10 protein-coding genes and 1 riboswitch are annotated in these 15,269 nt (G+C 75.6%); of the genes, 6 read left to right on the top strand and 4 right to left on the bottom strand.

The features are described from left to right. Window positions 1-37: 37 nt before the first annotated feature. From cobN to O2W18_RS02130, 4 genes are all read right to left on the bottom strand, one after another. The gene (cobN, locus tag O2W18_RS02145; RefSeq protein ID WP_269185933.1) at window positions 38-3,673 is read right to left on the bottom strand and encodes a cobaltochelatase subunit CobN; all 3,636 of its coding nucleotides are present in this window, start codon (window positions 3,671-3,673) and stop codon (window positions 38-40) included. Between the two features lie 51 nt (window positions 3,674-3,724). Beyond that, window positions 3,725-3,803, bottom strand: a riboswitch (cobalamin riboswitch). Window positions 3,804-3,830: 27 nt separating this feature from the next. Further along, the gene (locus tag O2W18_RS02140; protein WP_269185932.1) at window positions 3,831-5,174 is read right to left on the bottom strand and encodes an MFS transporter; all 1,344 of its coding nucleotides are present in this window, start codon (window positions 5,172-5,174) and stop codon (window positions 3,831-3,833) included. Then, the gene (locus O2W18_RS02135) at window positions 5,171-6,415 is read right to left on the bottom strand and encodes an MFS transporter (protein WP_269185931.1); all 1,245 of its coding nucleotides are present in this window, start codon (window positions 6,413-6,415) and stop codon (window positions 5,171-5,173) included. Before O2W18_RS02135 ends, O2W18_RS02140 begins: the two co-directional genes overlap by 4 nt. Further along, a complete protein-coding gene (locus O2W18_RS02130) occupies window positions 6,412-7,143 on the bottom strand; it encodes a siderophore-interacting protein (RefSeq protein WP_269185930.1) in 732 nt (243 codons plus the stop codon). Before O2W18_RS02130 ends, O2W18_RS02135 begins: the two co-directional genes overlap by 4 nt. A gap of 108 nt (window positions 7,144-7,251) precedes the next feature. On the opposite strand from O2W18_RS02130, the gene O2W18_RS02125 reads away from it, so the two are divergent. Genes O2W18_RS02125 through O2W18_RS02100 form a run of 6 tightly spaced genes read left to right on the top strand, consistent with a single transcriptional unit; the run spans window position 7,252 to window position 15,256 of the window. After that, the gene (locus tag O2W18_RS02125) at window positions 7,252-8,763 is read left to right on the top strand and encodes a pyridoxal phosphate-dependent decarboxylase family protein (RefSeq protein ID WP_269185929.1); all 1,512 of its coding nucleotides are present in this window, start codon (window positions 7,252-7,254) and stop codon (window positions 8,761-8,763) included. Further along, window positions 8,760-10,130: a lysine N(6)-hydroxylase/L-ornithine N(5)-oxygenase family protein gene (locus O2W18_RS02120; protein WP_269185928.1), complete on the top strand. Its 1,371-nt coding sequence runs from the start codon at window positions 8,760-8,762 to the stop codon at window positions 10,128-10,130. Before O2W18_RS02125 ends, O2W18_RS02120 begins: the two co-directional genes overlap by 4 nt. Further along, window positions 10,127-10,720, top strand: a complete 594-nt coding sequence (locus O2W18_RS02115) for a GNAT family N-acetyltransferase (protein WP_269185927.1) — start codon at window positions 10,127-10,129, stop codon at window positions 10,718-10,720. Before O2W18_RS02120 ends, O2W18_RS02115 begins: the two co-directional genes overlap by 4 nt. Then, window positions 10,717-12,552 (top strand): IucA/IucC family protein, encoded by a 1,836-nt coding sequence (locus O2W18_RS02110; RefSeq protein ID WP_269185926.1) that lies wholly within the window; start codon window positions 10,717-10,719, stop codon window positions 12,550-12,552. The genes O2W18_RS02115 and O2W18_RS02110 overlap by 4 nt, the downstream gene beginning before the upstream one ends. After that, a complete protein-coding gene (locus tag O2W18_RS02105) occupies window positions 12,549-14,687 on the top strand; it encodes a penicillin acylase family protein (protein ID WP_269185925.1) in 2,139 nt (712 codons plus the stop codon). Before O2W18_RS02110 ends, O2W18_RS02105 begins: the two co-directional genes overlap by 4 nt. Then, window positions 14,684-15,256: a GNAT family N-acetyltransferase gene (locus tag O2W18_RS02100; protein ID WP_269185924.1), complete on the top strand. Its 573-nt coding sequence runs from the start codon at window positions 14,684-14,686 to the stop codon at window positions 15,254-15,256. The genes O2W18_RS02105 and O2W18_RS02100 overlap by 4 nt, the downstream gene beginning before the upstream one ends. Window positions 15,257-15,269 lie beyond the last annotated feature (13 nt).

The raw sequence follows: 15,269 nt of genomic DNA, 5'->3' as shown, positions 1-15,269 counted from the left end.
GCACTAGCTCCCCGGTCCCGTACCAGCCGACCAGCGCTCAGACCGGTTGCTGGGCCGGGGTCTCCCCGCCCTCCAGGTCCCCCTCGGTGTCCAGGTAGGCCTGCTGCAGCTCGGCCAGCAGCGCGGGGTCGGGCTCTGCCCACATCTTCCGGTCGACCGCCTCCAGCAGCCGCTCGGCGATGCCGTGCAGCGCCCAGGGGTTCGACTTCTCCATGAACTCCCGGTTCTCCGGGTCGAGCACGTAGGTCTGGGCGAGCTTCTCGTACATCCAGTCGGCGACGACGCCGGTCGTGGCGTCGTAGCCGAACAGGTAGTCGACCGTCGCGGCGAGCTCGAAGGCGCCCTTGTAGCCGTGCCGGCGCATCGCGGCCAGCCACTTGGGGTTGACCACCCGGGCGCGGAACACCCGGGAGGTCTCCTCCACCAGCGAGCGGGTCTTGACCTGCTCCGGCCGGGTCGAGTCGCCGATGTAGGCCTCCGGGGAGGAGCCGGTCAGCGCGCGGACCGTGGCGACCATGCCGCCGTGGTACTGGAAGTAGTCGTCGGAGTCGGCGATGTCGTGCTCGCGGGTGTCGATGTTCTTCGCCGCCACCGCGATCCGCTTGTACGCGGCCTCCATGTCCGGGCGCGCCTGCACGCCGTCGAGGTCCCGGCCGTAGGCGTAGCCGCCCCACACCGCGTAGACCTCGGCGAGGTCGGCGTCCCCGCGCCAGTTGCGGGAGTCGATCAGCGACAGCAGGCCGGCCCCGTAGGCGCCGGGCTTGGAGCCGAACACCCGGGTGGTCGCCCGCCGCCGGTCGCCGTGCGTGGCGGTGTCGGCGTCGGCGTGCGCCTTCACGTAGTTGGCCTCGGCGGCCTCGTCCAGCTCGGCGACCAGCCGGACGGCGTCGTCCAGCATGGTCACCACGTGCGGGAAGGCGTCGCGGAAGAACCCGCTGATCCGCACGGTCACGTCGATCCGCGGGCGGCCCAGCTCGGCCAGGTCGATCGGCTCCAGGCCGGTGACCCGCCGAGATGCGTCGTCCCAGACCGGGCGGACGCCGAGCAGCGCCAGGATCTCGGCGACGTCGTCCCCCGCCGTCCGCATCGCCGACGTGCCCCACACCGAGAGCCCCACCGAGGGCGGGAACTGCCCGTCGTGGTCGGCGCGGTAGCGGTCGACCAGCGACTCGGCCATCGCCGAACCGGTCTCCCAGGCCAGCCGGGAGGGGATCGCCCGGGGGTCGACGGAGTAGAAGTTCCGGCCGGTCGGCAGCACGTTGACCAGTCCGCGCAGCGGCGAGCCCGATGGCCCGGCCGGCACGTAGCCGCCGTCGAGGGCGTGCAGCGTCATGTCCAGCTCGTCGGTGGTGCGCTCCAGCCGGGGCACGACCTCGTCGACGGCGAACCGCAGGACCGCGGTCACCTCGTCGTCGTTCGCACCCAGCACGCCGCTGACCACGTCGGCGACGGCCGACGCCGTCCAGCCGCGGGTCTCCATCCCGGACACCAGGGCCTCGGCCTGCGCCTCGACCCGGTCGGTCTCCTTCAGCCCGGCGGTGCCGTCCTCGGTCAGCCCGAGCGCCTGCCGCAGCCCGGGCAGCGCCACGGCGCCGCCCCAGATCTGCCGGGCCCGCAGCATGGCCAGCACCAGGTCGACCCGGTTCTGGCCGGACGGCGGGGTCCCGAGCACGTGCAGCCCGTCGCGGATCTGGGAGTCCTTGATCTCGCACAGCCAGCCGTCGACGTGCAGGATCATCTCGTCGAAGTGGTCGTCCTCGGGCCGCTCGTTCAGGCCCAGGTCGTGGTCCAGCTTGGCGGCCTGCAGCAGGGTCCAGATCTGCTGCCGGACGGCGGGCAGCTTCGCCGGGTCCATCGCGGCGATGTTGGCGTGCTCGTCGAGCAGCTGCTCCAGCCGGGCGATGTCGCCGTAGGAGTCGGCGCGGGCCATCGGCGGCACCATGTGGTCGACGAGGGTGGCGTGCGCCCGGCGCTTGGCCTGGGTGCCCTCGCCCGGGTCGTTGACCAGGAACGGGTAGACCAGCGGCAGGTCCCCGATCGCGGCGTCGGTGCCGCAGCCGGCCGACATCCCCACGGTCTTGCCGGGCAGCCACTCCAGGTTGCCGTGCTTGCCCACGTGCACCATCGCGTGCGCGCCGAATCCTCCAGCATCCCGACCCGACCGCAGCCACCAGTAGGCGGCGAGGTAGTGGTGGGACGGCGGCAGGTCCGGGTCGTGGTAGATCGCGATCGGGTTCTCCCCGAAGCCGCGCGGCGGCTGGACCATGACCACGACGTTCCCGGCGCGCAGCGCGGCGAAGACGATGTGGTCGTCGTCGACGAACAGCGACCCCGGCGCCTCGCCCCAGTGCTCGACCATCGCCTCGCGCAGCTCGGCGGGGAGGGTGTCGAAGTGCTTGCGGTACTCGGCGGCCGAGATCCGCACCGGGTTGCCGGACAGCTGCTCCTCGGTGAGCCAGTTCTCGTCCTGCCCGCCGGCGGCGATCAGCGCGTGCACCAGCGCGTCGCCGTCCAGCTCGGCGACGCCGGGCAGCGCGCCCTCGCCGTCGAACGGGCCGATGTCGTAGCCCTGGCCGTGCATCGCGGCCAGCAGCCGGACCACCGAGGCCGGGGTGTCCAGGCCGACGGCGTTGCCGATCCGGGCGTGCTTGGTCGGGTAGGCCGACAGCATCACCACGATCCGGCGCTCGGCCGGCGGGGTGTGCCGCAGCCGGGCGTGCGCCACGGCGGTGCCGGCGACCCGGGCGGCCCGCTCGGGGTCGGCGACGTAGGAGGTCAGGCCGTCGGCGTCGACCTCCTTGAAGGAGAACGGCACGCTGATCAGCCGGCCGTCGAACTCCGGGATCGCGACCTGGTTGCCGACGTCGAGCGGGGAGAGCCCGTCGTCGTTGGCCGCCCAGTGGGCACGGCTCGACGTCAGGCACAGCCCCTGGATCACCGGGACGTCGAGCTTCGCCAGCTCGCCGACGTCCCAGGCGCCGTCGTCCCCGCCGGCCTGCGCGGTGGCCGGCTTGGAGCCGCCGGCCGCGAGCACGGTGACGACCAGCGCGTCAGCGGTGCGCAGCACCTCCACCAGGCCCGGCTCGACGGTGCGCAGCGACGCGGTGAACACCGGCAGCGCACGGCCGCCGGCGTCCTCGATCGCGGTGCACAGCGCCTCGACGAAGCCGGTGTTCCCGGAGAGGTGGTGCGCCCGGTAGTAGAGGACGGCGACGGTCGGCCCACTCCCCCGCGACTCCCGCTCCAGCACGCCCCACTCCGGCGCGACCGACGGCGGCTCGAAGCCCTCGCCGTCCAGCAGCACGGTGTCGCCGAGGAAGCGGTGCAGCTGCTCGAGGTTGTCCGGGCCGCCCTGCGCCAGGTAGCCGTGCGCCTCGGTGGCCACGCCCATCGGGACGGTGGAGAGCTCCATCAGCTCGGCGTCGGGCACGTTCTCCCCGCCGAGGACGACGACCGGCGCCGGCCCGGCGAGCAGCGGGGCGAGCACCTCCTCGTACTGCCGGCGGACGCCGAGGATCCGGACGACCACGAGGTCGCTGCCGGCGGCGAGCTGCACCATCCCCTCGGCACCGAGCCGGGACGGGTTGCCCAGCCGCCACTCGACCGCGCTGGAGCGGGCCGACAGCAGGTCGGTGTCGGAGGTGGAGAGCAGGGTGAAGGTGCGTGAGCTCACGATGGTGCCTCCCTCGGGGTCCGCGCCCCGGGTCGTCGAGCACGGCAGCCGGAGTGTCTGGCTCGCCTCCGCGTCGTCGACGCCGAGGCTCACAGTGGCGGGACCGCGCCGGGTTCGCACCGGCTTCCTCGCGCACTGCCGTGATGTGCCGGTGACGCTACCGGGCTGCGGGCTCCCGGGGCCCGGGCAGCACTGGTCCGGTCCCGGCGGGCGGCGGCCCGGGCACCGGCGTCCCCTCCCCGTCCGGCAGGTCGTCGAGCTCCCGGAGCGGACGCATCGCCAGCGCCGACAGGGCGGCGAGGACGACGGCGCCGACGAACACCGCGAAGGCCGTGCGCAACCCGGTGGAGTCGACCAGCACGCCGGCCGCGACGTGGCCGACCGGCCCCGCGGCGTAGGCGCCGGAGGCGACGATCCCCAGCACCCGCCCGCGCAGGTGCGGCGGCACCCGCCGCTGGAACGCCAGGTTGACCAGCGGGTTGATCGGGCCGAACAGCAGCCCGGCGAGCGCACCGCAGCCGAGCAGGACCGGGTAGGGCGGCAGGGCCACGAACGGGACGAGCGCCAGGGACGCCCCCACGGTGGCCACCCGGAGCACGACGCTGCGGGGCACCAGGTGGCCCAGCGCGCCCTGGAGCAGGCTGCCGAGCACCCAGCCGCCGCTCATCACCAGCAGCAGGAGACCGAGCCGGCCGGGGGCGCCCTGCTGCTCGAACAGCACCGGCAGCAGCACCGCCGAGATCGGCAGGTAGGTCGCCGAGACGAGGACGGCGACCGCGGCGGCGCACAGCACGAGCCGGTCCCGGCGGAGCACCGCGATCCCCTCGGCGGTGTCGGTGAGGACCCGCCGGACCGCGCTGCCGGAGGACTCCGCCCGGGGGTCCGGCCGCCCCCCGCCGGGGACCCGGACGAGGGCGACGACGACGGCCGACAGCACGAAGGCGACCGTCGTGGCCCACAGCGCCGGGACCGTGCCGACGAGGCCGATCAGCACGCCCCCGATCGCCGGCCCGATGAAGAACGCCGACCCCCACACCGCCTCGTGGACGCCGTTGACCCGGGAGAGCGGGAGCCGGGCGGCCGCCGCGGCCTCCGGGAGCATCGCCTCGCGCGCGGTCACCCCGGCCGGGTCGAGCAGTGCCCCGAGGGCGGCCAGCGCGACGACCGTCCCCAGCCCGAGCCCGCCCGTGGCCAGCTCCAGCAGCGGGATGGCGGCGACCGCCGCCGCGGAGACGACGTCGGAGACCACCGACACCCGGCGTCGGCCGACCCGGTCGACGACGACGCCCGCGAGCACCGCGGTGAGCACCAGCGGCAGCGCCGTCCCGGCGGCGACCAGACCGGCGCCGGCCGCGCCGCCGCCGCGCTCGAGGACCAGCCACGGCAGGACGACGGCGGTGACCCCGTTGGCCGTGCCGGAGAGCAGCGTCGCCGCCTCCACCGCGAGCAGCGGCAACCGCCGGGGCGGGAGGGCAGGCCGCTCGCTGGGGGCAGTGGTCACCGGAGCGGTGCGGCTCGCAACCACCGCACGCCCAGGGCGACCCCGAGCAGGGTGACCCCGCACCACACGGCCGCCGAGGCGACGTACCCGACCAGCGCCGCCGTGGCGAGCGCGGCGGAGGCGGTGAGGAAGGAGGCGAGCAGCGGGACCGTGGTGAGCGTGGTGAAGTCGGTGCCCGCCGTGGCCGGGCGGGAGAGGTCCATGCTCACCGTGTAGACCACGACGTTGAGCGCGGTGTAGGCGACGAGGAAGCCGCTGAGCGCCACGACCGTGCCGACCAGCGGCGCCGACCCGAGGAGCAGCGGGACCAGCCCGGCCGTGGAGACCGCCAGGGCGGCACCGCCGCCGACGAGCACCGCGGCCCGGCCCCAGCGGCGGACCAGCCACCCCGCGAGCGGGCCGGCCAGCGCCGCGGGCACGCTGATCACGACGCCGGTGACCACGCCGATGCGGGTGAGCGACCACCCGGCGTCGACCAGCGCGGCGCTGGGCAGGGCGTACACCCCGGCCGCGCCCCCGTAGACGAGGGGCACGACGCCCAGCGCCCACACCGGCACGCCGGGGCGGCGGAACACCCCGATCAACGCGCCCCAGGCGGCGTTGCCCGGTGGCCGCGGGTCGCGGGCCGGCTCACGGAACCGGAGCACCACCGCGAGCGCGACCACGGTGAGGGCCGCGAGCAGCAGCACCGCCGCGGTCCATCCCGCGCGGTCGTACACCAGCACGCAGAGACCGCCGCCGAGCACGGTGCCCAGGTAGCTGGCGCCCACCTGCACGCCGTTGCCCAGCCCGCGGTCCTGCGGGCGCAGCAGCCGCACGGCCAGGGCGTCGGCCGCCACGTCCTGGGTCGCCGACAGCAGCACGTAGACGGCGCAGACGACGACGAGCGGGCCGAGCGAGGCGGCCGGGTCCTCGAACGGCAGCAGCGCGAGGAGCGCGAGGACCATGCCGCTCTGCAGGGCCAGCAACCAGGAGCGGTGGTGCCCGAGCCGCCGGGACCCGTACCGGTCCAGCAGCGGTGCCCAGAGGAGCTTGAGCGGCCAGGCGAGACCGAGCAGCGAGATGAGCGAGAGGTCGGCGAGGGAGACGCCGTCGGCCCGCAGGATCGCGACCAGCCCGACGGTGAGGAAGCCGATGCCGACGTACTGGGTGACCCACAGGGTCGTCAGCAGCGCCCACGGCGGTCGGCCCGCCGCCACCGGCGACGTCTCGGCGACGGCGGGTGTGGACGGGGCGGTCACGTCGTGCGCCAGTAGGCGAGCGAGGACACGCGGTCCTTGCCGACGCCGAGCTCGCGACGCAGGTGCCGGGTCAGCGCCCGGGTGGCGGCGGCCTCGCAGGCCACCCAGAACCAGTCCTGCGCCGGGTCGGCTGCCGCCTCCGCGGCCCAGGCACCCGTCACGGCGGCCTGCAGCGCCTCTCCGGGGGCGGCGCCGTCGCGGTCGACCCACACCACCTCGTGCCCGGCCCGGGCGCGCACGGGGAGGTCGCGGTCGGCCGGGTGGCCGGCCTCGAGCCAGACCCGCGCCGGCGTCGTCGGGTGGGCGTCCAACAGCGAGTTCACCGCCGGCAGGGACGCCGGGTCACCGACGAGGTGCACCACCCGGGTCGCCGACGGTGGCTGGGCCTCGCGGGTGCCCTGCACCGTCGCCTCGATGGTGCTGCCGGGCTGCACCGCGACGGACCAGTGCGCGGCCGGGCCGTCGTGCAGGGCGAACTCGAGGTCGAAGGTGCCCGCCACCGGGTCGGGGTCGACGAGCGTGTAGGCCCGCTGGTGGGGGCGCCCGTCGTGGGAGAACCACAGCCGGACCCACATCGCGGGGTGCGGCGGGCAGGCGGCGAGCAGCCCGCCGTCGGAGACCCGGACCCGCTGGTACTGCTCGCTGACCTGCTCGTTCCCGCTCACGGTGAGGACGAAGTCCTTACCGCGCATCGCCTTGAGGACCACGCCCTCCCAGCCGTGCTGCATCGCTCGTCCCTCTCGCCGTCACCCCGGCAGGACCCCCGCGCACCGGGTCCGAGCCCCGTGTACCGTCCGCCGTGTTTAGGGGAGGCTAACCTACGAAGGGGCTCGTTCGTGACGGAGCACACGCCGACCGCACACCTGTTCTCGGGGTCGACGGTCGACCACTACGCCGCGGTCGTCACCGCCGCGCTGGGCGCGCTGACCGACCGCGTGCGGGTCGTCCGCCGCCCCCGGTCGGGGGCGCCGCAGCAGGACCTCGAGGAGCTCGTGGCCGGCGTCGACCTCGAGGCGCCCCTCGGCGACACGTTCTCCGCCCTCAAGGAGACCTCCCGGCTCTACCTCGAGCATGCGGTCTGGTTCCACGAGCCCGGCTACGTGGCCCACCTCAACTGCCCGGTCGCGATCCCGGCCCTGGCGGCCGACCTGCTCGCCTCCGCGGTCAACACCTCGGTCGACACCTACGACCAGTCGACGACGGCCACCCTCATCGAGCGCCGGTTGATCGCCTGGGCCGCCGGCCGCGCGGGCCTGGGCCCCGACGCCGACGGCGTGTTCACCAGCGGCGGCACCCAGTCCAACCTGCACGCGTTGCTGCTGGCCCGCGACGAGGCGCTGGCCGCGCTGCCGGGCGGCGTGCTGGCCCCCGGCGCCCGGCTGCGGGTCCTCGCCACCGACCAGGCGCACTTCAGCGTCGGCAAGGCCGCGCGCCTGCTCGGGCTCGGCGCCGACGCGGTGCTGCCGGTGGCCACCGACGCCCGGCACCGGATGGACCCGGCCGCGCTGAGGCAGGTCGCCGCGGGGGTCCGCGCCGCCGGCGACGTCGTCATGGCGGTGTCCGTCACCGCCGGCACGACCGACCTCGGCCGGATCGACCCGCTCCCCGCGGTGGCCGACGTCTGCGCGGAGATCGGCGCGTGGCTGCACGTCGACGCCGCGTACGGCGGCGGGCTGCTGGTGTCCCGCCGCCGGCGGCACCTGCTCGACGGCATCGAGCGCGCCGACTCGGTGACCGTGGACTTCCACAAGACCTTCTTCCAGCCGGTGGCGTCCTCGGCGGTGCTGGTGCGCGACGCCGCCACGCTGCGGCACGTCACCCACCACGCCGCCTACCTCAACCCGCGCGGCGAGCGGGCGCCGAACCAGGTCGACCGCAGCCTGCAGACCACCCGGCGCTTCGACGCGCTCAAGCTGTGGGTGACGCTGCGCGCCATGGGGGCCGACGCGATCGGTGCGGCCTTCGACGCGTGCCTGGACCTGGCCGTCCAGGTCCACGAGGACCTGTGCGTCGACCCGGACATCGAGGTGCACAGCGAACCGACGCTGAGCACCGTCCTGTTCCGGCACCGCCCCACCGGCCCGGACGGCCCGCTCGACCCGGCCGCCGCCGACCGGCTGGTCGCCGGCATCCGCGAGCGGCTGTTCGACGAGGGGGAGGCGGTCGTCGCGCGCACCGTCGTCGACGGGCGCCCGTGGCTGAAGCTGACCCTGCTGAACCCGGCGACCACCCGGGCCGACGTCCGCGCGGTGATCGACCTGGTGCGGGCGGCCGGTGCGGACCTGCTCGCGGAGTCAGCAGAGGCGCCCGCAGCGCTGGTGCTGGCCGGCGGGCAGGCCCGGGCATGAGCGCCACACCCGTGAGCACCGACCCCGTGCACGACTTCGTCGCCATCGGGATCGGGCCGTTCAACCTCGGCCTGGCCGCGCTCACCGCCCCGGTGCCCGACCTGTCCGGCGTCTTCCTCGACGAGCACGAGGAGTTCTCCTGGCACCCCGGGATGATGATCGAGGGCACCACGCTCCAGGTCCCGTTCCTCGCCGACCTGGTGACCATGGCCGACCCGACCTCGCCGTACTCCTTCCTGGCGCACCTGAAGGCGACCGGCCGGCTCTACCCCTTCTACATCCGCGAGGACTTCCACCCGCTGCGCGCGGAGTACGACGCCTACTGCCGCTGGGTCGCCGAGCGGGTGCCCGGGCTGCGGTGGGGCCGGCGCGTCGAGCGGGTCGAGCACGACGCCGCCGCGGGCGTCTACCGGGTGCACGCCCGCGACGTCCGCTCGGGTGAGCCGGAGGTGCACCTGGGCCGGCGGCTGGTCCTCGGCGTCGGGACGGCGCCGTGGGTCCCCGAGCCGGTGCGCGACCTGCCCGGCCCGGCCTGGCACAGCTCGCGCTACCTGGAGCACAAGGAGGAGCTGCAGACCCTCGGGCACGTGACGGTCGTGGGCAGCGGGCAGAGCGCGGCGGAGGTGTACCTCGACCTGCTCACCGACGCCGACCGGCTCGGGTACCGGGTCGACTGGCTCACCCGTTCGCCCCGGTTCTTCCCGATGGAGTACACGAAGCTGACCCTGGAGATGACCTCGCCGGAGTACGCCCGGTACCACCACGCCCTGCCGATGGGGCGCCGTGACGCCCTCGCCCGGGAGCAGCGCCACCTCTACAAGGGCATCAGCGGCACCCTGGTGGACGCCATCTACGACACCCTCTACCGCACGGGACGGCGCGGCGAGGTGCCCTCGTCGCTGCACACCGGCGTCGAGGTGGTCGGCGCCCGCTGGGACGCCGAGCAGCGGCGCTACGAGCTGCGGCTGCACCACGCCGAGCAGGGGCGCACGGTCACCCGCCCGACCCAGGGACTGGTCCTGGCGACCGGCTACCGATCCCGGGTGCCGGCGTTCCTCGACCCGGTCCGTGACCGGATCCGCTGGGACGCGCGGGGCCGGTACGACGTGGCGCTGGACTACGCGGTGGACACCACCGGCCGGGAGGTCTTCGTGCAGAACGCGGAGGAGCACACCCACAGCCTCACCGCGCCCGACCTGGGCATGGGCCCGTACCGGAACTCGGTGATCCTCAACGCGATGTGCGGCCGCGAGGTCTACCCGGTCGAGCAGCACATCGCCTACCAGGAGTTCGGCGTGGAGCTCCAGGACGACGACGGCGCGACCCCGGACCCGGCGGGGCTGGCGGCCACCGGAGCCCTCCGATGAGCGCCGCCCCGGCCGCGCCCTCCTGGTCGGTCCGCACGACCGTCGGGGTGCTGACGCTGGAACCGCTGGACGTCGACCGCGACCTGGACCTGCTGCACTCCTGGGTCACCCACCCGCGCTCGGTCTACTGGCTGATGCAGGGCGCCGCGCCGGCAGCGGTCCGCAGCGCCTACGCCGCGATCACCGTCGACCCGCACCACGACGCGTGGCTGGGCCGGGTCGACGGGACCCCGGCGTTCCTCGCCGAGACCTACGACCCCCGCCACCGGGAGCTGGTCGGCGTCTGGGCGGCCGAGCCCGGCGACGTCGGCATGCACGTCCTCGTCGCCCCGCCGGCCGAGGGCGCCCCGCCCGTCCGCGGCCTGACCTCGGCGGTGATGGCGGCGGTCGTGTGCTTCGCCCTGGACCGCCCGGGTGCGCGCCGGGTCGTCGTCGAGCCGGACGCGCGCAACGCCGCGATCAGGGCCAAGAACCGGGCGGCGGGGTTCGTCGAGCGCGGCCTGGTCGACCTGGGGCACAAGACGGCGGCCGTGAGCACCTGCACGCCGGCGTCCTTCGCGGCGAGCGAGCTGGGCGGGGTGCTGGCATGACCGCGTCCACGACCGAGCTGACATCGGCGGACGCCGTCCCGCTCGGCGCCGAACACCTCGAGCCGGTGGCGATGGCCCGGGCGCACCGGCACGTCGTCACCAAGGCGCTGTCGGAGTTCAGCCACGAGCGGCTCGTCACCCCCGAGGCGGACGGCGGCCCGGCCGACGACCTCAGGCGGACCCGGTGGTCACTGCGGACCGCCCCCGGGGTCCGGTACCGGTTCGCCGCGCGGGTGCTGCCGCTCGAGCACTGGGACGTCGACCCGGCCTCGGTCACCCGCACGGTCGACGGCGCCGACGCACCGCTGGACGCGCTGGCCCTCGTCGACGAGCTGCAGCACGACCTCGGCATCCCCGACCAGCTGCTGGGCACCTACCTGGAGGAGGTCAGCGCGACCCTCGCCGGGGCGGCGTGGAAGCTGCACCACCGCCGCACCGACGCCGGGGAGCTGGCCCGCGCCGACCTGCAGGCCGTCGAGCGGTCGATGACCGAGGGGCACCCGGCGTTCGTGGCCAACAACGGGCGGATCGGCTTCGGGCTGGCCGACGCCGCCGCCTACGCCCCCGAGGCGGGGGCCCCGGTCCGGCTGGTCTGGCTGGCGGCGCGCCGGGAGCACACCCACCTCGCCTGCGGCGACGGCGTCGACGAGCAGCAGCTCTACGCCGGGCAGCTCGGCGAGGAACTGCTCGCGCGCTTCGCCGGCCGGCTGCGGTCGCTGGGGTTGGACCCGGCCGACTTCATCTACCTGCCGGTGCACCCGTGGCAGTGGGACCACCGGCTGGCGGTCACCTTCGCCGCCGACGTCGGCCGGCGCGACCTCGTGCCGGTGGGGCAGAGCGAGGACCGGTACCAGGCCCAGCAGTCGATCCGGACGTTCTTCGACCTCGACCGCCCCGACCGGCACTACGTCAAGACGGCGCTGGCGATCCAGAACATGGGCTTCCTGCGCGGGCTCTCGCCGGCCTACATGCGGGCGACCCCGGCGATCAACGACTGGGTCGCCGAGGTCGTCACCGGTGACCCCGAGCTGGTGGCCAGCGGGTTCGGCGTGCTGCGCGAGCTGGCCTCGGTCGGCTACACCGGCGACGCCTACCACCGGATGGCCGCCCGCGGGCTGCGCTCGCCGTACCAGCGGATGGTCGCGGCGCTGTGGCGGGAGAGCCCGGTGCCGCGGCTGGCACCGGACGAGCGGGCGATGACCATGGCGGCGCTGCTGCACCGGGACGCCGAGGGCCGCTCGCTGGTGGGCGGTCTCGTCACCGACTCGGGCCTGGACCCGCGCACCTGGCTGCGGCGCTACCTCGACGCCTACCTCCGCCCGGTCGTGCACTGCCTGCTCGCCCAGGACCTCGCCTTCATGCCGCACGGGGAGAACGTCATCCTCGTGCTGCGCGACTCGGTCCCGACCCGGGTCCTGATGAAGGACGTCGGGGAGGAGGTCGCCGTCTTCGGGGACCGGCCGCTGCCCCCGGGCGTCGAGCGGGTGCGCGTGGCCTACGACGACGACGTGCGCCTGCTGTCGGTCTTCACCGACGTCTTCGACGGGTTCCTGCGCTACCTCGCCGGCGTGCTGGACGCCGACGGGCTGCTGCCCGCCGACGAGGTCTGGCGCTGCGTCGCCGACTGCCTGCTGGCGCACCGGGACGCCCACCCCGACCTGCACCGGCGCTTCGACCTCTTCACCCCGGAGTTCCAGCACTCCTGCCTGAACCGGCTGCAGCTGCGGAACACGCTCCAGATGGTCGACCTGGCCGACCAGGCGTCCTCCCTCCAGTACGCCGGCACGCTGGCCAACCCGGTCGCGCCGCACGCACCGGCCCCGCACCGGTGACCGCCCCGGCCGGGGTGACCCGGGACCCGTGGGGCGTGCCGACGGTGCGGGCCGGGTCGCTCGACGACCTCGCCTGGGCGCAGGGGCGGGTCACCGCCGTCGACCGCGCGTGGCAGCTGGAGGTCGAGCGCTGGCGGAGCGAGGCGACGCTGGCCGCGCACGTCGGCGCCACCGGGCTGCCCTGGGACACCTTCGCCGCCCGCGCCCGGCTCGACGACACCGCCCGCCGCTGCCACGACGCGCTGGACCCGGCGACCCGGCGGTGGGTCGCCGCCTACGTGGCGGGCGTGCACGAGGGCCTGGCCGAGGGCGCCGCACGGTCACCGGAGCTGCAGGCCCTCGGCCTGCCCCGGGGTGGGCACGGCGGCTGGCAGCCGTGGACCCCGCTGGGCATCTTCCTGGTCCACCACGTGCTGTTCGGGTCGCTGGGGACGACGGTCTGGCGCGGGCACCTGCTGCGGTCCTTCGGGCCCCGGCTCGGACCCGACCTCGCCGCCGCGCTCGGCCTGGGGCCGCCGGACGGCAGCAACGCGGTCGCGGTGGCCGGGTCCCGGACGGCCTCCGGGCTCCCGATCGTCGCCGGCGACCCGCACCGGCTGCTGGAACGCCCCGGCGTCTACCAGCAGGTGCGCCTGGTGGTGGACGGCCCTGCGGCCCTCGACGTGGTGGGGCTCGCCTTCCCCGGCGTCCCGGGGGTCGCGCACTTCGGCCACACCGGCACGGTGGCCTGGGCGGTGACCAACGCGATGGCCGTGCACCAGGATCTCTACCGGGAGCGGCTGCGCCGCGACGGCGACCGGCTGCTGGCCCTCGGGCCGGACGGCTGGGAGCCGGCCGAGACGGCGACGGTCCGGCTCGCCGTCCGCGACGGCGAGCCGGTGACCGTGGAGACCGTGGAGACCGCCCGGGGACCGGTGGTCGTGCCGTCCTGGTCCGGGGGCGAGGAGCCCGAGGCGCTGAGCCTGCGGGCACCGAGCCGGGTGGACGCCAGCCTCGGTTTCGAGGCGCTCCCGCGGCTGCTGCGCGCGCGGACCGCCGGGGACGTCGAGGCCGCCCTCACCTCGTGGGTCGAGCCGGTGAACAGCGTGCTGGTCGCTGACACCACCGGCGACGTGCGCCAGCTGGTCGCCGGCCGGGTGCCCGACCGGGCGGCCGGCAACCGCTGGCACCCGGTCCCGGCGTGGGACCGCGCGCACACCTGGCGCGGCGCCTGCCCGCCCCCGACGGGGTTGCGCGTCTCCGACGGCGCACCGTGGGACGGCGTCGCGGTGACCGCCAACGACGCGCGCCCGGACGTCGTCCCGTACGGCACCGTCTTCGCCGCACCGCACCGCGCCGCCCGGCTCCGCGCCCTCGTCGGCGAGCGCACCGGCCTGCGGGTCGACGACCTCGCCGAGCTGCTGGTCGACACCGCCTCCCCCGCCACCGGGCTGCTCGACGCCCTCCGCCGGGCCACCGCCCCCGCGACGGGCACCCCCGCCGCCCGGCTGCGCGCGGAGCTGCTGGCCTGGGACCGCCGGATGGACGCCCGCAGCCACGGCGCCGGGGCCTTCGCCGCCTGGCGCAGCGCCCTGGTCCGGCGGGTCCTGGACCTGCCGCTGCTCGCCCCGCTGCACCACCCGACCGGCGCCCCTGAGGTGCTGGCCCCGTGGCTCTCCCCCGTGGAACGGGTCGGGACGGCGCTGGGGCGACTGCTCGACGTCCTCCCGCGGCACGGCGTCGACGTCGACGCGCTGGTCCGCGACGCCCTCGCCGACGCCGCGACCACGCATGCGCCGGACTGGGGGGCGACGCACCGGCTGCGGACCGTGCACTCCCTCGACGGCACCGGCTGGGAGGAGACCGTCGTCCGGCCCGCCGACGGCTTGCCGCTGGCCGGGGACACCGACTGCGTCCTGGCGACCGCGAGCCTGCCCGGGCTCACCGACCTGTGCCTGCGCGGACCGGTGGCCCGCTACGTCTGGGACCTGGCCGACCGCGACGCCAGCCGCTGGGTGGTCCCGCTGGGCGCCGACGGTGTCCCCGGCCCGCACGCCGAGGACCAGACGCCGCTCTGGGCCCGCGGCTCCCTGATCCCCGTCCCATCCGCCGACCTCGTCCCCGTCCCACCCGCCCGACCGGAGGAGATCCCGTGACCGATGCCCGCCTCGCCGAGGGCACCCACCCCTTCGGGGACGGCCGCACCCTCGAGGTGCGCCGCCTGGACCCCGACCGCGACGCCCCGCTCGTGCACTCCTGGGTGCGGGAGGAGCGCGCCCGGTTCTGGGGGATGACCGACCACACCGAGGAGCAGGTGCGCGACATCTACGCCTACGTCGACTCGCTGGACACCCACCACGCCTGGCTGGTGTCCGTGGACGACCGGCCCGTCGGGCTGCTGCAGACCTACCAGCCGGCCGCCGACCCGGTGGGCGAGGTGTACGCCGTCGAACCCGGCGACCTCGGGATCCACGTGCTGCTGGCCCCCGCGACGACCCCGGAGCCGGGGTTCACCCTCCGGCTCGCCGCCGCCCTCGGGGCGGTCGCGCTCACGGACCCGACCATACGGCGCGTCGTCGTCGAGCCCGACGCCGGGAACGAGGTCGCCCTGGAGCGGCTGCGCCGGACGGGCTTCGAGCTCGGTCCGGAGGTGCAGCTGCCCACCAAGCGGGCGCGGCTGGCGTTCCTGCGCCGGGAGGTCCTCGAGGCGGTGCTGGCCACGTGACGGTCCACGGCGT

It is taken from the genome of Modestobacter sp. VKM Ac-2983, assembly GCF_026967885.1.
Classification (GTDB): Bacteria; Actinomycetota; Actinomycetes; order Mycobacteriales; family Geodermatophilaceae; genus Modestobacter.
Note: the sequence above shows the minus strand (reverse complement) of the source record. Positions and strands in the feature narration are given on the sequence as shown.